General features: G+C 36.5%; 17 protein-coding genes and 1 tRNA gene. 3 read left to right on the top strand and 15 right to left on the bottom strand.

Going from position 1 to position 22260, the window contains the following annotated elements:
* Positions 1-26: 26 nt before the first annotated feature.
* From SPI61_RS05240 to SPI61_RS05195, 10 genes are all read right to left on the bottom strand, one after another.
* Positions 27-4958: a phosphoribosylformylglycinamidine synthase gene (locus SPI61_RS05240; protein ID WP_321137066.1), complete on the bottom strand. Its 4932-nt coding sequence runs from the start codon at positions 4956-4958 to the stop codon at positions 27-29.
* Positions 4958-5947, bottom strand: coding sequence for a tryptophan--tRNA ligase (gene trpS / locus SPI61_RS05235; RefSeq protein ID WP_321137065.1), 990 nt, complete (start codon positions 5945-5947; stop codon positions 4958-4960). The genes SPI61_RS05240 and trpS overlap by 1 nt, the downstream gene beginning before the upstream one ends.
* 35 nt (positions 5948-5982) lie before the next feature.
* The gene (locus SPI61_RS05230) at positions 5983-6846 is read right to left on the bottom strand and encodes a neutral zinc metallopeptidase (protein WP_321137064.1); all 864 of its coding nucleotides are present in this window, start codon (positions 6844-6846) and stop codon (positions 5983-5985) included.
* Between the two features lie 16 nt (positions 6847-6862).
* Positions 6863-7393 carry a hypothetical protein gene (locus tag SPI61_RS05225; RefSeq protein WP_321137063.1) on the bottom strand — a complete coding sequence of 177 codons (531 nt, stop codon included), beginning with the start codon at positions 7391-7393 and terminating at the stop codon, positions 6863-6865.
* 110 nt (positions 7394-7503) lie between these two features.
* A complete protein-coding gene (locus tag SPI61_RS05220) occupies positions 7504-8019 on the bottom strand; it encodes a class IV adenylate cyclase (RefSeq protein WP_321137062.1) in 516 nt (171 codons plus the stop codon).
* Between the two features lie 5 nt (positions 8020-8024).
* Entirely contained in the window at positions 8025-8753 is a 729-nt protein-coding gene (gene nagB / locus SPI61_RS05215) for a glucosamine-6-phosphate deaminase (RefSeq protein WP_321137061.1), read from the bottom strand.
* A gap of 5 nt (positions 8754-8758) precedes the next feature.
* Complete coding sequence (locus SPI61_RS05210; RefSeq protein WP_321137060.1) at positions 8759-9442, bottom strand: metallophosphoesterase; 684 nt, start codon at positions 9440-9442, stop codon at positions 8759-8761.
* Entirely contained in the window at positions 9439-11034 is a 1596-nt protein-coding gene (locus SPI61_RS05205) for an ATP-binding protein (RefSeq protein ID WP_321137059.1), read from the bottom strand. Before SPI61_RS05205 ends, SPI61_RS05210 begins: the two co-directional genes overlap by 4 nt.
* On the bottom strand, positions 11031-12068 hold the full coding sequence (locus SPI61_RS05200; RefSeq protein ID WP_321137058.1) for a metallophosphoesterase family protein: 1038 nt from the start codon (positions 12066-12068) through the stop codon (positions 11031-11033). The genes SPI61_RS05205 and SPI61_RS05200 overlap by 4 nt, the downstream gene beginning before the upstream one ends.
* Positions 12065-12910: a hypothetical protein gene (locus SPI61_RS05195; protein WP_321137057.1), complete on the bottom strand. Its 846-nt coding sequence runs from the start codon at positions 12908-12910 to the stop codon at positions 12065-12067. Before SPI61_RS05195 ends, SPI61_RS05200 begins: the two co-directional genes overlap by 4 nt.
* A 94-nt stretch (positions 12911-13004) precedes the next feature.
* Between SPI61_RS05195 and SPI61_RS05190 the strand changes: the two genes are divergently transcribed.
* Genes SPI61_RS05190 through sdaAA form a run of 3 tightly spaced genes read left to right on the top strand, consistent with a single transcriptional unit; the run spans position 13005 to position 16403 of the window.
* The gene (locus SPI61_RS05190; protein WP_321137056.1) at positions 13005-14843 is read left to right on the top strand and encodes a hypothetical protein; all 1839 of its coding nucleotides are present in this window, start codon (positions 13005-13007) and stop codon (positions 14841-14843) included.
* Between the two features lie 2 nt (positions 14844-14845).
* Positions 14846-15517, top strand: a complete 672-nt coding sequence (gene sdaAB, locus SPI61_RS05185; RefSeq protein ID WP_321137055.1) for an L-serine ammonia-lyase, iron-sulfur-dependent subunit beta — start codon at positions 14846-14848, stop codon at positions 15515-15517.
* A 1-nt stretch (position 15518) separates the two neighbouring features.
* A complete protein-coding gene (gene sdaAA / locus SPI61_RS05180; protein ID WP_321137054.1) occupies positions 15519-16403 on the top strand; it encodes an L-serine ammonia-lyase, iron-sulfur-dependent, subunit alpha in 885 nt (294 codons plus the stop codon).
* 51 nt (positions 16404-16454) lie between these two features.
* Here sdaAA and SPI61_RS05175 read toward each other — a convergent pair whose 3' ends face one another.
* The 5 genes from SPI61_RS05175 to selA form a co-directional block, all read right to left on the bottom strand.
* Positions 16455-18074 carry a phospho-sugar mutase gene (locus SPI61_RS05175; protein ID WP_321137053.1) on the bottom strand — a complete coding sequence of 540 codons (1620 nt, stop codon included), beginning with the start codon at positions 18072-18074 and terminating at the stop codon, positions 16455-16457.
* A gap of 51 nt (positions 18075-18125) precedes the next feature.
* Positions 18126-18222 (bottom strand) — tRNA-Sec (locus tag SPI61_RS05170).
* A gap of 82 nt (positions 18223-18304) precedes the next feature.
* The gene (locus SPI61_RS05165) at positions 18305-18994 is read right to left on the bottom strand and encodes a response regulator transcription factor (RefSeq protein WP_321137052.1); all 690 of its coding nucleotides are present in this window, start codon (positions 18992-18994) and stop codon (positions 18305-18307) included.
* Between the two features lie 2 nt (positions 18995-18996).
* Positions 18997-20880, bottom strand: a complete 1884-nt coding sequence (gene selB, locus SPI61_RS05160) for a selenocysteine-specific translation elongation factor (RefSeq protein WP_321137051.1) — start codon at positions 20878-20880, stop codon at positions 18997-18999.
* On the bottom strand, positions 20880-22259 hold the full coding sequence (selA, locus tag SPI61_RS05155; protein WP_321137050.1) for an L-seryl-tRNA(Sec) selenium transferase: 1380 nt from the start codon (positions 22257-22259) through the stop codon (positions 20880-20882). The genes selB and selA overlap by 1 nt, the downstream gene beginning before the upstream one ends.
* Position 22260 lies beyond the last annotated feature (1 nt).

The raw sequence follows: 22260 nt of genomic DNA, 5'->3' as shown, positions 1-22260 counted from the left end.
TATATCTTGCTTTTTTCATACATATTTTATTTAAAGTATTCAACTCCGGATTTAAATAGTTCTTCGATTTCTATTTCACCGAAGTTTTTATAAGTGTCATCCGATACACGTTCAGAGTGTCCCATCTTTCCTAAAATCTTTCCTGTCTTGTCCATAATTCCTTCGATATCACATTTTGAACCGTTAGGATTGATTACATATTTAAATGCAATTTGATTGTTCTTTACAAGCTCTTCGATACAGTTGTCATCTGCAACAAATCTTCCTTCTCCGTGTGAAATCGGAACATTGTAGCAAACATCCTTTTCTATATACTTGAGCCATGGACCGTCATTTGTAATACCGACTGTCGGAATTATTTTTGAAATGTGGCGACCGACTTCGTTATATGTTAGAGTTGGCGAAGTTTCTTCAAGCTTCATAATCTTTCCATATGGAAGAAGTCCCGTTTTAATCAGCGCTTGGAAACCGTTGCAAATACCAAGAATTAATCCGTCTTGTCCGTTTTCATCAAGCAAATATTCGATTGCGCTTGAAACTTTTTCATTTCTCAGCACATTTGCAATGAACTTTGCACTTCCATCCGGTTCGTCACTCATTGAGAAACCACCCGGAATAAAGAACATTTGAGATTTTCTTATTGAATCTGCAAGTTCTGCAATCGAGCTTTCAAGCTTTTCAGGGGTGATGTTCTTTATAAGAACTTCATTTACCTTTGCTCCCGCTCTTTCAAATGCAATTCTTGAATCGTATTCACTGTTTGTCCCTTCAAATATCGCAATTGTTACAAGCGGTGTTTCAACTTTTTTATTTGAATGTGTTCTTCTTTGTGAAGCCGAATTCCATTTTAGATCTTTTGCTTCTTTTTCAATCGGTGTTCCGTAAACTTCGTCGAGTCCGTGAACGAAAGAATCCTTAATTGCTTCGTATTGAAGTGTTGTTCCATTTACTTTAAACTCTTCCCCACCGGTTGACCCGATATTTTTAACGCCGTCGAATTCATTTTCGTATTCAACAATGACATCGAGCGGTCTGTTTGAAAGTAGAGTTTTTGCATCGAGTGTAATTTCAAATCCTATATCGTTTCCGAAGCTCATCTTCATTAGAGAGAGCAAAATATTTTCTCTGTCAACTACATACGCGGTTTTGATATTTCCAGTCTTTATCTCTGCTTCGATGAGATTTAAATTCTTTAAGAATTGATTTTCGTCAATTAGTCCGTTTTCAATTTCGTTTCTAACAATACCAAGCTTATATCCACCTTTAAGTTCCGAAGTTGTCACAGCATTTTTGTCGCCATAGCCGACTGCAAAACTTATGAGTGTCGGTGGAACATGAATATCTTCAAAGCTTCCGCTCATTGAGTCTTTACCTCCGATAGGCGGCGTTTGTGTTAGGTTCGATGCTTTCATTGCGCCCAAGAGAGCTATAAAAGGTTTTTGCCATTTTTCAGGCGCATCTTCAAGCTTTTCAAAATATTCTTGATATGAAAGGCGTATCGTACTTAAAGGCGCCCCTGTTGCAACTGCTTTCAAAACTGAAATTAAAACTGCATAATAACCACCCAAGAACGGATCTTCGGCGCTGAGTTCCGGAATAAATCCGAAACTCATATAACTTACAGTGTTTGTCAAATCAGTTTTTGAAGGAATCTTTGCTACCATTGAATTGATTGGGGTGATTTGATTCTTTCCTCCGAGCGGCATCATTGATGTAGCTCTTCCTACAGAAAAGTCGAAATGTTCCAATAGATTTTTCTTTGATGCGTGGTTGATTCCTTTAATCTCTTCTAAGAGATATTTATTTAGATCGTTCTCGTTCTTTTCATCGAAATATTTTACCGAATTGTTTGAATCGACAACAACTTTTTGCTTTCTCGGTGCGCCCGTTGAATCCATAAATTCACGGCTCATGTCGCAAGCAATTTTGTCATCATAGTACATTTTAACTCTACCTGTGTCGGTTACATCTGCAACATGAGTAGCTTCGAGATTTTCTCCGTCTGCATATTTCAAAAACTCTTCCATATTTTCTTTTGAAACAACTACAGCCATTCTTTCTTGAGACTCACTTATTGCAATTTCTCTCGGTGTTAAACCTTTGTATTTTAGCGGAACTCTGTCCAAATAAATATCCAAACTGTCTGCAAGTTCACCGATTGCAACTGAAACTCCACCGGCGCCAAAGTCGTTACATTTCTTAATTAATGATGCCGCTTCGGTTCTTCTCATGAGTCTTTGAATTTTTCTTTCAGTCGGCGCATGTCCTTTTTGAACTTCTGCACCCGATTTTTTTACGCTGTCCTTTGTGTGAACTTTTGACGAACCTGTTGCTCCGCCGACTCCGTCTCTTCCAGTTCTTCCGCCAAGTAAGATGACAACATCTCCAGGAAGTGGTTTTTCTCTAATGACATTCTTTCTCGGTGCTGCTCCCATAACAGCTCCGACTTCCATTCTCTTTGCCTTATATCCAGGGTGGAAAAGTTCTTCAACATAACCTGTCGGTAATCCGATTTGATTTCCGTATGAGCTGTAACCCTTCATTGCATCGCGAATAATTTTCTTTTGCGTAAGCTTTCCTTCCAATTTGTAGTCGTTTATAGGATCGCTCGCACCTGTTATTCTCATTGCTTGATAAACATATCCTCTACCTGAAAGCGGGTCTCTTATAGCCCCACCCAAACATGTTTGAGCTCCACCGAATGGTTCAATTTCTGTCGGGTGGTTGTGTGTTTCATTTTTGAAAAATAACAAATATTCCTCTGTTTTTCCGTCAACATCAGCCGGAATAATAAGAGTACAAGCATTTATTTCATCACTTACTTCAACGTCGTCAAGTTTTCCTTCTTTTCTCATGAGTTTTGATTGAATCGTACTCATGTCCATCAACGAAACAGGCTTCTTTGCATTTGCTTTTTCTCTCATTTCGAGATATTTTTTGAATGCTCCTTTTATCGCTTCGTCACGTTTTGAATCGGTATTCTTAAATTCAACATCTTCAAGATTTGTGAAGAATGTTGTGTGTCTACAGTGGTCGCTCCAATATGTGTCGAGAATTGAAATTTCCGTGTCTGTAGGGTCTTTATCTTCTTTCTTGCAATAATCCTGTATTGTTTTTAAATCGGCAACACTCATTGCAAGTGAATGCGAATCGTGAAATTCTTCAAGTTCTTTCTCGCTCATATCTTTAAACCCGTCATATGTCAAAATTTCATTCGATCTCTTTGACATATCTCTTAAAGATGCAGGAATTTCAAGAAGTTCTCCCTCTTCTTGGTCGACAGGGTTTATTAAAATCGCCTTAATCTTTTTGATTTCTTCATCAGTTGCGCCCGGAATTGTTATTACCTCTTCAACTTCAGCATCGACATTTGATTCAGGAAGAACCGCTTTTATTGTGTCCAAAAGCCCTTTCTTTCTTTGGTCAAATTGTCCCGATTTATATTTTATAACAATTGAATTTTCGAGTTTTGTTTGCAAATCAATTGCTTCATTTCCGGTCGCAATTTCATCAACCGGAGGTTCTCTTAAAATGGTGTCTTTTATATCATCAATTTCATCATCTGTCAATCCGTCAATGTCATATCTTCTATACAATTTCAAATTTTCAAAAGTTTTTCCAAACTCTTCTTTGACCAAATTTTTCACGGAATTTGAAGGAACATCAAATCCGTCTTTTTTCCAAACATAAATTCTCTTTACCATTGGCGCAATATCCTTTCTGTAATAAACATCATTAAAATGAACTTTTTGAACATCACTATATGCTCTTTCCATCGCTTCATCAAAACTGTCACCGCATGCACAAATTCCAAGCACACGTCCACCGTTCGTATAAATTTTATCGTCTTTTTCTTTAACGCCGCCATAATATATTTTAGAATGTTTGAGAGAGTCTAAACCACTTATTTCAAATCCTTTTTTATAATCTCCCGGATATCCTCCACTTGCTAAAACGACATTAACTATTCTTTTATCGTTTAAAACAAGTTCCGCGTCCTTTAGATTTTTTTCGGTGGTCTTTATCATCAAATCAAGCAAATCGCTTTCAAGATTCATCATCAAGCATTGTGTTTCAGGATCGCCGAATCTGCAGTTGATTTCAAGAACTCTAGGACCATCTTCCGAAATAATAAGTCCCAAGAAAATGACGCCCTTGTAATCAATTTCCGCTTTTTTCAATGCATGAACAAGCGGTTGGATAATTTTTTCATCAATTTCTTCTCTATAAACCAAAGCTTCAAAGTCAGGAGTGAACGTTCCCATTCCACCGGTGTTTGCTCCGACATTTCCTTCAAAAATCGTCTTGTGGTCTCTGGTCGGATTGAATAGCTTTATTGTCTCGCCGTCTAAAAATCCGATTAAACTCGTTTCAAAACCCCAAAGGAATTCTTCAATCAAAATCTTTTGATCTCCGAAAATCTTATTATCCAAAACATTTCTTATGCCTTCTTCAATTTCTTCGTCATGTTCTGCTATGATAACACCTTTTCCCGAAGCAAGTCCGTCCGCTTTTAGAACAACTTTATTTTTTAAATTTTTATCTCTAAGTTCTTTTGCATATTTAATAGCTTCATCTGAGTTTGTGAAAGTTTTATATTCAGCAGTAGGAATATTTTCGAGTTTTAAAACTTCTTTTGTAAATTCCTTTGAACCTTCGAGCTTCGAAGCTTTTTTATCAGGCCCGAATATTTTGAGTCCTGCTCCACTAAAAACATCCACAATGCCCTCGCAAAGAGGTGCTTCCGGACCGACAATTGTAAAATCAACTTTTTCATTTTTTGCAAAATCTAAAAGTTTTGAAATATCAGTGTCACCGATATCTACATTTTTACCGATGAGCTGTGTACCGCCATTGCCGGGTGCGAAGATAAGTTCAACATCACTTCCGCGTTGACTCTTAATTTTTTCACCTATAGCATACTCCCTGGCTCCTCCGCCAACAATCAATATTTTCATTACATTCCCCTCAAAAATCCTATTTTTTCATAAACTCTTTCGAGTGTTTTTGATGCAATTTCTCTCGCCCTAATCATTCCGTCGTGTGCAACTTCAATAAGATAGTCCTCATTTTGTAAGAGTTCATTTGTCTTGTCTCTAACCGGACCGATTGAGTTTTCGACAGCTTCAATTACAGCTTTTTTTAACTCCCCATAACCCTTTCCTTCAAATTTTGATAGAATATCTTCCATCTTTTCATCCGTGCAAGATTGATAAATTTCAAGAAGGTTTGAAACTCCCGGCTGATCTTTTGAATAATTTATTTCTCCAACCGAGTCTGTAACTGCTCTGTTTATTTTCTTTTTAATTGAGTTATATTCTTCAAGAAGAAGTATATATGCCGCCGGATTCGGGTCTGATTTACTCATCTTGATTGTCGGATCTTGTAAACTTTTAATTCTGTTTCCCATCTTGCCGATAAGCGGCTCCGGCATAACAAAAGTTTCTCCATATATTCCGTTAAATCTTTCCGCAATATCCCTTGTGATTTCAACGTGTTGCTTTTGGTCATCTCCAACCGGCACAAGGTCCGTGTCGTAAAGAAGAATATCAGCCGCCATCAAAACCGGATAGCAATAAAGACCGGCATTAGCCCTTTCTTCATTGTCTTTTATTTTACTCTTGAACTGATGCATTCTGTTCAGCTGTCCGAGAGATGTATATGTGTGAAGAGCCCATCCAAGTTCAGCATGTTCAGGCACATGGCTGTTTACATAGATGATCGACTTCTTCGGATCAAGTCCGTTTGCAAGATAAATTGCAATAAGTTTTTTCGACCTTTCTCTTAACATTTCAGGGTCTTGTCTTACTGTGATTGCGTGAAGATCAGCGACTCCGAAAATGCATCTGTAATCATCTTCCAATTTTTTCCAGTTTCTTAGAGCTCCTAAATAATTTCCTATTGTCAAATCTCCTGACGGTTGTATAGCACTATAAACTGTTTTCATAAGTTCATTCCTTTCTCTATTTAAAACTTTAAAAATTATAATTCGTCATAAGGCACACTGAATGTATCTCCTTGTGAAAGATCGCCCGCTTCATATCCGCGTTTAAACCATCTTTCCCTTTGTTCAGCTGTTCCGTGTGTAAATGAGTCCGGAACAACTGCGCCTTGATATTTCTTTTGAAGTGTGTCGTCGCCGACCGCAGATGTTGCATTTATGGCTTCCATAAAATCTCCCTTTTCAAGATAACCCGCTTCGTCTTCCCAACGGGCGAATACCCCTGCGAGATAATCAGCTTGGAGCTCTATTGCAACAGAAATTTTGTTATATTCGGTTTCTGAAAGAGTTTGTCTTTTTGATTGTTGTTCTCTCATTATTCCCAGCATATTTTGAACATGGTGGCCAACTTCGTGCGCAACTACATATGCAATTGCAAAATCTCCCTGTGCCCCCAAGTTTTTACTGAGTTCGTCGAAAAAGTCCAAGTCCATATATAGTTTTCGGTCTCCCGGACAGTAAAAAGGTCCGGCTTGTGCAGATTGAACTCCACATGCACTCTTTACAGCACCGTGAAATATATGCATGACAGGTTCTTCATAAGTTAATCCGTTGTCTTCAAAAATCTTCTTCCAAACATCTTCCGTATCTTTTAAAACAACACTTAAAAATTCCATTTTTTCTTCATCGGCCGCTGTCGGTTCATAGTTTGAGGAAACACTTGGCCCACCACCGGTTATCATATCCAAAGGATTTCCACCCATAATTAAATACAAAACCGCAACTATAATAAGTCCAAGTCCACCCATTCTAAATCCGCCGGTCGGTCTTAAACCTCCTCCGCCGAATGAAGTTCTTCTTCCATCTTCAATATTAGAGCTACCTTCTCTTCCACGCCATTTCATAATAAAACCTCCGTATCTAATTCCACATGATTGTGTTTTTCTTAATGCTATAACAAATAAACGGCACAAATATTACACAAAAAATCATTCCTACAACTTCATTGTTCAAGTGATTAAGCAAAAATTCATTAAAAATTCCTTTTTTTAAAATCACATCATAAAGTATAAATCCCGCTGTAAAAAACGAAATTCTTCCGATTACAACCGCAAAAAAACTTGATAGAAGCTCGTTGTTATAAAAAACATTTTTAATAAAACTTATTAAAAAACTCCCAACAAAAACCTCCACAATAAATGGGATATAATCGATTGTGCTATCAAGCTTATATCCATTCAGAAAAACCAAAAACGCACTCGACAATAAAATATGAATCAAAAGTGCGGTTTTTCCTACAAGAAAAGCCATCAAATATGAGATTGCACAGATTCCCAAAAATTTGACAGCCATACCGTTTAAAAATTTATTTGACAAAAACACGAGGATTGCACTAAAAAAAACACCCAAAATTAAAACTATAATGTTTTCTTTTAAAACTGAATCTTTCATGGCAACCTCCATAAATTATTATATCATATATGCACATTTTTTTCGAGTCATTAGTGTCACTAAACGCAAAAAAATAAACCGAAAAAGTTTCTTCGGTTTATTTTATGAATTTATAAAGAGTTTAAATCATCTTTAAGTTCTTTTATTGATTTTGTTGAAATATGTTCTTCGGAAATCCCGAGTCGAGCAATTATTTTTTGAAGCGCTTCCGTCGTCTTCGCCTCTATCTCCATATATGGATACGGATAGACCTCATCGCTCCATTTGTCAATGTCAAAAACGAAATCGTCCAAGACATATTTTATTCTTCTCTTTGACTCCGAAGTATATCTTATTCCAAGTCTATCGGCAATTTTTAAAAATGTTTTAGACTCTGCAATTTCTGTAGTTAATTCACTATTTACTCTCGCGTTTTCGGAGGAACTTCTCTCTTTCAAAGTGAAATATCCTTTGCCGCCAACTTCTCGAAGTCTCAAATATGAGTCGCCTTCCGTTTTTGCATCCACAAATCTGTGATTGACTTGCTCTTCCGTTGATATTTTCTTTGCTCCGATTTTTTCGACCATATCTATATAATCTTGAATCTCAAAACCAAGAACTTTTACTTCTATCTCTTTTTCGAGCATTGAACTTATTTATCCAATTCTTCTTTTATATCTTCGTCGATATAAACTGTAACATTTTTGTGTAGTTTTAGGAATGTAACCGGACAATCGGTCGTGATTTTATCATCATTTAAAAGTTTTTTAATCGCATCCGCTTTTTTCTTTCCACTTGCCAAAAGGATAATTTCCTTTGCTTGAAGAATCGTTCCCATACCCATTGATATTGCATATTTAGGCACTTCATCTTCATTGTTGAAGAATCTTGAATTTGCGTGAATGGTAGATTGTGTAAGTTTCACAATCCCCGTTTTCCCGTTTAGCTCAGGTGCCGGTTCATTGAAAGCAATATGTCCGTTTTCTCCGATTCCCAAAATTTGTACATCTTGACCGCCCAATTTTTCCACCAACTTTTCATATTCTTCTCCGGCATTCGTATCGTGTTCATCCTTTGCCTTCGGAACATATGTGTTTGACTTGTCAATGTCAACTTTGTCAAAAAGATTGTCGTTCATAAATGTTCTGTAACTTTCCTTGTGCCCATCCGGAAGTCCGATGTATTCATCGAGGTTTACGCTGATTTTATCCTCAAAAGAAATTCTTCCTTCTTCATTTGCTTTTATAAGTTCATTGTATAATCCGAGCGGAGTGCTTCCGGTTGCAAGACCCAAAACCTTTATTTCATTCCAGTTTTCAATCATTTGTTCAGCTGCAAGTTTTGACATATCGTCATAGTTTTTACCTACTACTAATTTCATAGTTGTTACCTCCTTATGATAACAGGTGTAAAATCGATAAAATCACAGGATGTTAGAAAATATTCAACTCCATTAATTTTTCCCTCTACCGCATTTTGATGTCCATTTGCATGGAGATGCCCATAAATACAGGCTTCAACATTATACTCTTCAAGGATTTTTGCATACACATTCGGATTTTTATTATTGTCGAACGGTGGATAATGAAGCATTGCAATTATCGGTCTTCCGCTTTTGCAAGTGTCAAGACTGAGTTTCAATCTTATAATTTCTCTATCCGTAATTTTTTTATCGTTTTCTTCGTACTCTTTAGAGGTGTCATCGAGCCAAATTCTCGAACCTGCAACCTCATAACCTTCGACGCTGTATGAATTATTTTGCAAGAATTTTATTGTCTTTAGATTCAAATCATTCATCTTTTTCAAACCGGACCACCAATAGTCGTGATTGCCCCTTGATAAAATCTTTTTTCCAGGTAGCGAATCGAGAAATTCCAAATCCGGAATCGCCTCTTCCAATTTCATAGCCCAGCTTATATCCCCGGCAATAAGAACAGTGTCCTCATCTTTGACTATACGCTCCCAATTCAATTGAATCTTTTCTTTATGATCAATCCAACTGTCTGAAAAAACATCCATAGGTTTGTTTTTCCCGCCGTCAAGATGTGTATCGGAAAGCGCATAAATCAAATAATCACCTCATTTATATTATAATATTTGCGATTTATTATGTCCAGTAATCTCTTATTGGATGTAAAATACAAAATCTGTTTTTTACTTGAAATATTATACAATATCTCCGCAATTTTTTCCAGTCTTTCATCGTCAACAAACAAAAAAGCATCATCCAAAACTATGAAATCCCCATCCGTTAAAAATTCGTTAAATGCAAGCTTCAGCGAAAAAATCGCAACTTCCATAGTCCCCGAAGAAAAATTTCTTTCGTCCATCCTTCTTTCTCTGTCCAAAAAGAAGTCCAGCTTGTCGCTTATTAGTAAATCATTTTTCCCGGTAATGTTGAAATAAATATCCTCCGCCCTATTAATAATCATAGTCTTAGGTGCTTTTTTCTTTTCAATTTTTAAAAACTCAAGTGCTTCAATTGTAAGCTCATTAACAAAATACTCTCTGTCCATTATTTCGTCTTCCCGCTTTAATACAGAAAGTCTGTCCTTTAAATATAATGTATTTTCCGAAACTTTCATTATGTTGTCAAGCTGTCCTTCCAAAAAAGAAAGTTCTTTTTGCAGCTCAATTTTCGAATCATTTATCTCTTTAATTTTCGAATTTACAGTTTCAATTTCGCCGAGCACATCTTGAATTTCTTCTTCACCCTTTTCATTGCCGCTTGATATTTTTATTCTACTTACAATAGACAGAGCGATAAAAATTACTCCGACAATATTTAAATGCCAAAAATATTTGTCAAAATTTAATGCATATTTAGATACAAATGCCCCTAAAAGGAACAAAGCAGCAAGAATTGGACAGATAATTTCAGTCGGCTTCTTTTTTGAGCTTCTATTTAAACTATCTTGATAAATTTCATCTTTCACGGTCTCAAGTTTCGTTTCTCTCCTATAAAGCTTCAAAAGTCTTGCGTCATGTTTTCTTAATTCATCGTTAATTTCATCTGTTTTGATTTTTTTCTTTGAACTTTGAATAAGTGCTTCTTCACCGACCCTTATTTCCTCTTCCAAATTTGCAATCTCATTTTTTATTCTCGGTCTTTTCTTTTGCCACGATCGGTCGCTTCCAAGCTCTTCGTTTTCCTTTTTTAAATTTTTAATCGCTTTTGAAACAATATCTCCGTCCATCTCTTCTTTTAGAATTAAAAATCCTAAATCGCCCACATCCTTCTTTGTCGTGTCGATATAGAAAAATCTTCTAAAAGTTTCGCTGTCTACATTTAAAAAATCATTTCCCGGAGTCGGAATCTTATTTGTCAGAGAAAAATTATCTGTAATATCATTATTCCCCTCGTCGAAAACTCTGCAAGTTTCCGCCCCCATGTTTCTTTCTATCAAATATTCTTTGCCTTTTGAAGTTATTTTCATGTTCATTATCGACGAAGCGCCTGTATATGTTTCAAAACTGTCAGTGTATGATTTCCTTATAGACTTTCCGTCTAAAAACCCGTATAATCCTGCATCAATACTTGATCTCAAAGTGCTTTTACCGACTTCGTTTTTACCATATATTAAATTTAAACCTTGCTCAAAATTAAAACTTCGGTCCCTATACGCCCCAAAATCAATCAATCTAATATTTTTTATAATCATCTCGTTCCTACCAAATGTTTAATCGCATTTTCTATAACTTCACGCCTCAAATTATCATCCAAATTCTTTTTATCCAAAAATCTAACTATTCCTTCAAATATTTCCGAATGCTCTTTCATAAATTCTTCCGTATAAATTCTCTCATCGACAATTTCAACGAATTTATAAAAGTTGGACAAAGACGCTTTCAAATCATCGGCATTTATATAAATATTTTTTGAGCCTTTAATTTTAAGTCTTAAAATATTTATTCCGCCCTCAATTTTTAATGTTTCAACAAGGTCATCATAAGAAAGACAGTCAATATTCATCTCGGCGTCCGTGTATTGTAACTCAGAAAGCCTTACAAACTCCAATTTTAAGCTTTCGTCAATAATGCCGTACATACCGCCATGAGCTCCTGTTTCTCCAATTGATAGCGGCGTCAAACTTCCCGGATAGCATATGTTCTTGGAGACCGTCGTTGGTTTATGAATATGTCCAAGTGCCACATAGTCAAATCTCGTCAGACTCGAAATTGCAACCGGCATATAACCCGGGTCAACATTCGTCCCGCTGTGCAAAAGCAAAATATTTCTTTTTGACTTAAATTTTATCGCATCAATAACCGGAACTCTCTCAACTGCATTTGTCCAGCTGTGCATAAAAATAGAGAGATTATACTCCGGCAAAACAAATTCGTCGATTTCATTCGAAAAATTCACTATTATATTTTCGGGAATATCAACATCCAAGAGAACATTATCGCCGCCAACAAAATCATGGTTTCCGAATATTATAAAAATCTTTTCACCTTTAAATTTTTTCAAGATTTCTATAAATCTCAAAGCATGTGCTTTTGTAAAATACTCTTTATTAAAAATGTCTCCCGTGATAAAAATAAATTCGATGTTTTTTTTATTTGCAAATATTACAGCATTTTGCAAAGTTTTCCACATTTCTTCACGTAAAAAATAGCCATCAAGATAAAAATTGTTCTTAAATGGCTCGCAAAGATGCAAATCGCTTATGTGTAAAAAACTGAACTTCTTCATCTTCTGTAAACACCAACCTTAATACTATTTGACCTTTCAATAATGTCGCCAATCTTAGACTCGGTCGGCATAACATTTGCGGCTGCGACAAATTGGATTATGTCGTCTTTGTCCATTTTATTTTGAGTTGCAAAAAGAGTTGCAAAAAGCGTTTTTGTGAAATCAGTTTTTATATTTTCAATCAAATAACAAAGTCCGGTTTTGTAAAAATAGAGAGAGTCCTTGTCCACAATAATAAGTCTGGTTTTATAATCGTCAACAAGACTGTACGAAAAATTCACAAACTCGTAATTCGACGTAATTCTAAACGGGCAAAGTTCCTCAACTTCTTCTTTTGTAAGAATTGCAATTGCAGGATTAAACTTTATATACATATGCGCTTTCGGTCCAAATATTATAATATTTTTATAATATTCATTTGCCTTTTTTATAAATTCAGGAGCAAATTCCATCTCCGAATCAAAAATAGGAAGAACTATGTCATCTTCGTTATAAATAGACGTTATGTATTTACTTTTGATTGCTCTTTTATCGTCGAATGTAAAAACTTGTCTCTCAGAACCGCCTCTCAAAACTCTATAGCCGTCTCTCATTATTCCCATTACGCCCGAGTCATCGCGAACATCTACTCTTTCGATCTTGACTGAATTTTTCGTGAAATAATCATAAATTTCTTCACCAAAATTACCCCCGAGTGTCGACAGGAGTTTAAAATCGCATTGATAACTTTTCAAAAGTTTATATAGATTTTTTGTTCTTAAATCGCATGAAATCTCACATGAATTTTTGCCTTCAACGAATTCAAGCACAAGTTTAGGACTAAGTTCTACCAAAAGTGACATATTTCTCTCCCCCATGATTAATAGTTACCCAATTTTTACCCTTTTACTCTTTAAATTCTATTTAAAATAGGATATAATGATATGTGGTGAAGATATGAAAAAATTATTGACAATAATATTTGCATTTTTAATGTTAAATAGTATAATTATACAGGCGGAACCGGAGACTTATGACACAGTCATTCAAAACGGAAATATTTACGATCCGCTTGCGGGAGTTTATCTTAAAAATTATAATATCGGGATAAGTTCCGGAAAAGTAAAAAAAATAACTCGAGACGAGCTGAGCGGAAGCAACGTAATCGATGCAAAAGACAAGCTTGTTCTTCCCGGCTTCATAGACGGGCTTTCGGATGCGAAAAATGAAGAATACAGCAAACTACGTGTGAAAGACGGCGTTACATCAACGATTGTCAAATCCAACCTTCCTTTTGACAAGTATATACTGCAGGAAGAAAATCAAATCAGCTATATCAATAGAATTTTGATATATGATTTTACATCGATTTTTAATCCGACTGCAACAAAGGAAGAAAAGGAAAAATTCGAGTCCGATTTGAATGACCGTCTGAGCGAAGGATATGCGGGTTTATATTTCAAACCGGAGCCGAACTCGAACTTTCCGAATTTGAAAAATATTCCGGAGAATTTTCCGATTTATCTCGATTTTTTTGAGTTTGATGACTCGCAGATAATTCCATGGCTCGATAAATTTATAAACGAAGAGAAAAATGATAGAAAAATTTATATCGTAAATTCAAACTTTCATTTTAGTTCGTTGGATTATATCATCGGATACTCGAACGACGAAGAACATGTTTATATCGGAGGATATCCATTCAGCTATACAAATGTGATACCTTCTGAGATAAGCGACGAAAAATTCGGCAAGCTTTTAAATCAGATTGCAATAAACCAAAATGAATTTAATATTTTCCGTTTGGGAGCTGAAAACAGAAATATGACCGATACACTTTCGGTCATAGGCTTAATCGATGAAAACATTATTAATAAAGTTCTGAAAAGTGAAAAATTCGTTTCAGAATCCTATAATCACTTTGAATCGTCAAGACCGTCAACTGCCGGAATAAACACATTTATGGGAAGGCTGTTTTTAAATTTTGACATAGAATTGCCGGAGCAAAAAGATTTTTATAATGCCATTTTTTCTCAAACGTCAATACTAAGGAATGTTTTCGGAAATCGTTCTTACCTTCAAAACAAAGGCAGCATTGAAACCGGCTCGGACGCCGATTTGATAATTGTAAATACCGAGAACATTTCACAGTTCTCATCAATGACCGAAGAGATACATCCGTCAACCGGAATAGATACGGTCATACGAAACGGATATATAATTTATGACGCCGGAGAATACAGCACTGTCGCTCCAAAAGCTTACTATTTAAAAGATGAAATCCCGTCGTTTTTAGACGAGGAATACACCGTTTCCACAAAGAGGAAAAAGAAGCAAAAATTTGGACTTCTAAATTATGAGGGCAAACATTATATAAGGGCTCACGAGCTTGCAAACTATTTAAATATAAAGTATGAGGAAAACGGAGGAACTTTTTATTTCGGCGGACTCATAAGGCTCGAAATCGGAAATAAAGATTTTACAATCGGCACAAATAAGCTGAGTTTAAAAAACTCTCCCCAACTCATAGATGGAAGTTATGTTGTTGATATAAATGATTTAGACGATATATTTGAAAGCTATTTCAAAATTGAAATAAACGATGAAACTTTGAACTTCACACACGACAAGATGTCAAAACTGCTTGACAAAAAAGAAGACGGCGAAAGTTCAATTGATGTAGATTTAAATCCTGTTAGTATTTTGATTTCTTATTTAATGGCGGCAGGTTTAATATTTTCATTTGTTTTCTTGCTCAACAGAGAAAAGAGAACAAAAATTAAAAAAGGAGAATAGATATGAGAGATTTCAGTTTAAAAGAAATATTGGGGCCTATAATGATAGGTCCATCAAGTTCCCACACTGCCGGCGCATGTCGACTGGGAAAAATTGCGAGAAACATTGTTGGCGCAAATTTTAATGCAGTTACATTTTTACTTCACGGCTCTTTTGCAAAAACTTACCACGGTCACGGTACCGACAAGGCTTTGCTTGCAGGAGTAATGGGTTTTTCTCCAAGCGACGAAAGAATAAGGGATTCATTTGAAATTGCTGACAAAATCGGTCTAAAATATGAATTTGTCGAAACGGATTTGGGATACAGCCATCCGAACACAGTAAAAATGATTTTCCATTTTAACGACAAAGAAGATTTTTATGTACAAGGCTCATCCATCGGCGGCGGAAATATTATCATTACCGACATCAACGGTACTGACATTACATTTACCGGCGAACGCCCTACAGTCATTGCAAAATATGCCGATAAAAAGGGTATCATCTCAAGAATTACTTCACTTTTTGCAATTTCCGGATTCAACATTGCAAATATGAATGTTATAAGAAACGGAAAACAAGCAACTCTCATCTGTGAGTTTGACAGTGACATAGACCCTGCTGTTATTGACGATATGGTAAGACTGTATGACTTTGACTTCGTTAAATTCATTGACCATGGAAAGGATGACTAATATGTATAATAAAGCGAAAGAATTAAAAGACTTATGCGTTAAAACCGGAAAAGAAATTTGGCAAATAGCAATCGATAAAGATTTTGAAAATACAGGAATTGAAGAAGCGGATTTGCTTGAACTTATGCATGAAACTTTAGAGGTTATGCGCGATTCAGCATACAAAGGTCTCGACCAAGCCGTCTATTCAATGTCAAAAATCACCGGAGGAAGTGCCGTAAAAGCAAATAAATATGCCGAAGACTCTGTCAGCGGCAAAACAATAACACGCGCTATGGCTATGGCTCTTTCCGTTTCAGAAGTCAACTCTTCTATGGGAAGAATAGTTGCAGCTCCTACCGCAGGAGCAAGTGGAATTTTACCTGCTGCACTCTTTACAATGCAAGAAAAATATGGCTACGATGATGACAAACTTGTTGAAGCTCTCATAGTTGCCGGAGTTATAGGAGAAATTATTGCACAAAACGCAAGCATCTCCGGTGCGGAAGGAGGATGTCAAGCAGAATGCGGGTCCGCTGCTGCAATGGCTGCCGCTGCAATCTGTTATTTGAGAGATTTTGACATCGACACAATTTTTGCAAGTGCCGCATTTGCTATAAAAAATATTTTGGGACTTGTTTGCGACCCGGTTCTTGGACTTGTTGAATACCCATGTAATCTAAGAAACGCAAGTGGCGTTGTGAACGCAATAATTTCTGCGGACCTCGCAATGTCAGGCTTCCCTTGCCTAATTCCTCTCGATGAAACAATCGATTCGATGAGACAAGTCGGAAACTCCCTCCCTGAAGCTTTAAGAGAAACCGCTTTGGGTGGACTTGCCGCAACTCCGACAGCTGAAAAGCTCGGAGAAGAAATGGAAGAAAAAAACGCACATAGCGAAAATTAGAATAAAATAAAGCTGTATAAGACTTATGAAAATAAATCCTATACAGCTTTTTTATTTTGTAAATTGTTCTATTTTTTTGCGAAGCATATCGAGCTCTTTCATAATCTTTTCTCTGTCATCCCCCACTCCATACATATAAATCTTCAGTTTCGGCTCTGTCCCTGACGGACGCATGCAGATTTTTATTCCGTTTTTTAGATTATAAATAAGTGCGTTTGTCTTCATATTCCCGGTTTCCAAAAGATAATCCTTTCTTTTATCGACCTCGATATCAAAAAGATGATCCACAAAATCCTCTCTAAACTCTTTCATCACTCCGTTCATTTTTTCGTTTGAATCGACTCCTTCGAAATAAATCGAAAAATTATTTTCGACGTGATATCCATATTTTTTATAAATCTCTTCCAAAACATTTTGGAAAGTCATATTTTTATTTTTAAAATATCGATACGCATCAATTACATATAAAAGCGCACTCAATCCGTCTTTGTCACGAACTGCGCTTCCGATTTCGTATCCGATCGACTCCTCATATCCGAATACAAACTCCTCATCTTTTCCGTCAAGTTCATTTGCAAAAACCGCAATATTTTTAAATCCCGTGAGTGTTTCATATGTTTTATATCCGAAATCCTTTGCAATTTCGATTCCCAAATCATCGGTCACAATCGTTTTTACAACTCTGCCGTTCGTGTCAAGCCCCAAGTCTTTCCTCGCATTAACAATATAATAAATAAGAATCGCTCCGATTTCGTTACCCGAAAAAATCTTAAACTCCTCTCCGACTCTTGAAGCAAAAGCCATTCTGTCAGCGTCAGGGTCATTGACAACAATTAAATCCGCATTTTCTTTTTTTGCGAGCTCAATTGCAAGCAAAAAAGTTTCCTTTACCTCCGGATTTGGATAAGGTATGGTTGTAAAATCCGGGTCCGGATATTCCTGCTCATTCGGTATAAAGTAATCCACATTTTTATCTTTTAAAATTGCCTTTGCTGTCTTTTCTCCACACCCGTTAAACGGACTGTAAACCATCTTAAAACGCGTTTTGTCGTCGTTCATGCTTAGTGACATTATATCTCTATAGTAATCGTTAAAAACGGGTTTAAAGTCGAATGAGACAGGTTCCACATCCGGTATGTCCGTGAATTCTTTTTCTGTGATTTCATTCATGAATTTCTCGATAACTTCTGCATCGTCTTCCAAAATTTGAGAGCCCGTTTTTTTGTAAACCTTGTACCCATTATAGTCTTTTGGATTGTGACTTGCAGTGACCATTACCCCGCAAAATGTTTCGAGATGTCTCACGGCATATGAAAGATGTGGCGTCGCAACGATTTCATCAAAAAAATAATATTTAATATTAAAATACTTCATAACAGATGCCGTTATCTTTGCAAAATCACGACTATGGTGTCTAACGTCATATCCGATTGCAATTCCCTTTTCTCTCGCATCATTTTTAAGAATCCATTTTGCAATTGCTATTGCCGCTTTTTTTACCGTGTATATATTCATTCTGTTTGTCCCTGCGTCCATATAGCCTCGCAGTCCTGCAGTTCCAAACTCCAAATTTCCGCTAAATGCTTCCACGTATTCTTCATCGCTCATAGAGAGAACGCGCTCAATTGTCTTTTTATCATAAATACTCTCATCTGTCCATTTTCTTTTCATAAAAACCTCCAAAAAAATAACTGCTCTAAATAAATAGAACAGTTACATATATGGCGGGAGTACGTGCGAATCGAACACACCAATGAGGCTCCGAACCCCATTCGCCGGTTTTGAAGACCGGAGGGCCCACCAGGACCCATCTACCCCCATAAATTCCAACAAGTTCTATTATACACGAAGAAAAAATAAAATTCAAGGGATTTATGTTACATTCATAAACCCCTCACGCTTTATTTATTATAATCATAAAAATAGTAACCTTGCCCCCATTTCGTCAATAAATACTTAGGGTTTTTCGGCTCTTTTTCAATTTTTTCTCTTATTCTTCTTATGTGAACGTCAATGCTTCTGACGTCTCCATAGTAATCGTAGCCCCAAACTTTTGTCATAAGTTCTTCTCTTGAAAAAACTTTTCCGGGGTTGGAGCCCAAAACATATATCAAGTCAAACTCTTTACCGGTAAGGGAAACTACGCTGTCGTCCTTTACAAGCACGCGCCCGACCGGCTTTATAATATATTCATCAAATTTTATATCTATGTCATCCGTGTCCTTAAACGTGGACTTAAGTCTTCTCATTATCGCCTTTATACGAACTTTCAATTCAAGTATATTGTAAGGCTTAATCAAATAATCATCGGCTCCATATTCAAGCGCCAAAATCTTTTGAATGTCATCGTCGTTCTCAGTTGTAACTATAATCGGAATAGTCGACGTGCGCCTAATACTTTGAATTATTGTGAGCCCGTTTATGTTTGAATAGTCAAGTTCCATAACAATTATGTCATAATTTGCACCCAAAACACCCTGAAGTTCATTTTTCGGGTCCGTGCAAATCTTCACCTCATAATCATCCTGCTCCATTGAATATGCGAGATTTCCGGCTGACAATCTATTTTCATCTATAATTAATAATCTCAAAATTAATCCTTCCTCTTAAACAAAAATCTTTCATCACCCTGTCTTCTGGTAATCTTTTTAGCATCATAATATTCCAAAAGCGCTACCGCCGTCTTTCTATTTGTTCCCAATTCATCTCTGAAAATCTTAACATTTATAGAATCATGTTCATTGAACAACTTAAAAAGCGTGTCGGTGCATTTGAGATAATATTCATAAAGCATAACTTCTTTTGACATCTCAATTAAGATTTTATCCTTGATCATTGCATTTATTAAATCAATCGGCGCTCCATCTAATTCATCTTTTTTGTAGAGTCGATCTTCTTTTTTCATAAATTCCACAATTTCATCAATTTTCTTTTGTTCAGCATCGGTATATGTTCTAAAGAATGTACTCAAAAGAACCAAATTGTCGTCGATTATGATATCCTTGTCCGCGCTTATACGATTTAAAAATGAATCTTGAATCTTTTGATTCAAGCCTCTTAAAAACTTTTGTCTAATTTCTTCAAGTGAAACTCCAAGTCTTAGCGGGAATTTTTTATGATATTCTTCGAGATATTCTATAACTCCGTTTTGTATGCGCTTTATTTCCGAAGAGAGAACAAGATAGTTCTCTCCAATCGTTTCGATAATGCCTTCATCTTCCAGATTTTCAATGTCGCCTATAATATCTTCCTCAGGCAGCGAAATGAGCTTTGAAAGCTCAGACTTTGTGACAAAGTCAGTTCCTCTGTCAGCAAGAATTGCTTCGATTGACTCGGAAATGTCGTCCGTGTCTTTATTTTTAATAAGCTCAATCGACTCTTCTCTAAATCTCTTTTTCTTGCTCGGTTTTAGTTCCAAAATTTCTCCGCCGCCAATCGTTATGACCGGACTGAAAAATCTGACAATAAATTTATCTTTTCGCATTGCAACAATTTCATCTTGCAGGAGAAGCTGTGCGTAGCATTCTTCTCCCGGCTTAAGTTCTCCTCTGTCAAGAAGAATAACTCTTGCAAGCGTTTCTTCGCTTCCAATATGAAATCTCACGCGCGACCTGTTTTTTATCGAATACTTTGCATCAGGAATGCATTTTAGCTTAACGTCAATCAGATTTGACACAAGTAAGTGGTCCTTAACCGAAATGACGGAGCCTCTTTTTATATCTTCTTTTTTAACATTTGCAAGATTCATTGCCACACGTTGCGAGCTGAAACTTTCATTCATATCCTCACCGTGAACTTGAATTGAGCGAATTTTACTTTCAATCATTTCCGGATAAATGAAAATATCCTGATTTATTTTAAACTCGCCATGTGTTTGTGTTCCGGTAACAACCGTTCCCACGCCTTTTAGTGTAAATACGCGGTCAACGGGAAGAACCCCTTCGCCTTTGTTGACATTTTCAGGCATTTCACTCACAAATTTTGAGATTACTGATTTCAGTTCGTCAATGCCCTCTCCCGTTTTTGAGCTAACCGGTACAATCGGAGCATCTTTTAAGAAAGTATGAGAAATATAGTCCTTGACGTCGTCTAAAACAAGTTCCATCCAATCCTTTTCGACCATATCGGTCTTTGTAATTACAATTATCCCCTTGTCGACTCCAAGCAAATTTAAAATATTGAGATGTTCAACAGTTTGCGGCATAATTCCTTCATCCGCCGCTATAATTACAAGCACGAGATCCATTCCGTGAACGCCGGACAACATATTTTTTACAAACTTTTCATGTCCCGGCACATCGACGATTCCAACCCTCACTCCGGACTCATCGTCATAGTATGTGAATCCTAAATCTATTGTTATGCCTCTTTTTTGTTCTTCGGACAATCTATCCGTATTTCTACCTGTAAGAGCTCTTATAAGTGATGTTTTCCCGTGGTCAATGTGACCGGCGGTTCCAATTATAAAATGTTTCATTAACTCTCCTTAATTTCCTCAAAAGCTGAAATAACTCTTTTGACATCACCATCAATAAAAGTTCTCGGGTCTATAATAAAATATTCCTTGTGGATTCTACCGACTACCGGATATTTCAAATGTCTTAGTCTGTAATCCATCTCACCTTCCGAAATTTCATCGTGGGAAACCTTGACTACATATGTCGGAAGCTCTTCCGTCGGAAGACTGCCTCCGCCGACTTCAGAATAATCCTCCACAATCTCAACTTCATATCCCAGTTTTTTAAGACCCTTCGAAACTTTTTTTGAATCTTCAAGAATAGCTTCTTTAGACTTTGTAATCATATTCAGTGTTGGAATTTTTTCAACCGGATTTTTTTCATAAACATAAACTTTAAAAATCTCTTCTAAAAGCTTTATCGTCATCTTGTCGACTCTGAGGGCTCTCGTCAATTGATTTCTCTTCAATCTGTCGATATATTTTTTCTTTCCGATAATAATTCCGGCTTGCGGTCCGCCCAAAAGTTTGTCACCACTGAACGTTATAATGTCGATTCCGGCTTCCACGGACTCTTGAACAGTCGGCTCATGCATGAGGCCGTATTCTTCCAAATTTACAAGAACTCCGCTTCCCAAATCTTCAATGAGCGGCAATCCATTTGCATCTGCCAAAGATTTCAGTTCATGCGATTTTACATCTTCGGTAAAACCGACAACTCTATAGTTTGAGGTGTGAACTTTTAAAATAACACCCGTATTTTCATTAATTGCTCTTTCATAATCAAAAAGATGCGTTTTATTTGTAGTTCCAACTTCTCTAAGCTCGCAACCACTTGCTTCCATAACATCAGGGATTCTAAAGCTTCCGCCGATTTCAATCAATTCACCGCGGCTTATAATAGCTTCTTTTCCCTTCGCAAACTCCGAAAGAACCAAAAGTACAGCCGAGGCGTTGTTATTTACAACCATTGCCGCTTCAGCACCCGTAACTTTTGTAATAAGGCTTTCAATGTGAGAATATCTAAGTCCTCTCACTCCTCTTTCGAGGTCAAACTCGAGATTCGAGTAACCGAGAAGAATGTTTTCAATAGAAGCGACCATATCCTTGCTGATTAAACTCCTTCCGAGATTTGTGTGAATAACAGTTCCCGTAGCATTGACAAGAGGTCTCAGGCGGTCCTCTCTTAAACTTGAAAATGAAGAAACTATGTCATCGTCAAGTCTTTCTATTTTTTTATCGAGTTCATCTTCCGTTATTCCATTTCTTATATCATTTCTAAATCCGTTTAAAATTTCATTTGCAATATCTTTTATCGCTTCAATATCAACAGATTCGGATAATTCTTTTATTTTATCACGACCTAAAATTTCGTCCATCTTAGGAATTTTACTATACATA

This window comes from Ezakiella sp. (genome assembly GCF_034180565.1).
Taxonomy (GTDB): Bacteria; Bacillota; Clostridia; order Tissierellales; family Peptoniphilaceae; genus Ezakiella.
Note: the sequence above shows the minus strand (reverse complement) of the source record. Positions and strands in the feature narration are given on the sequence as shown.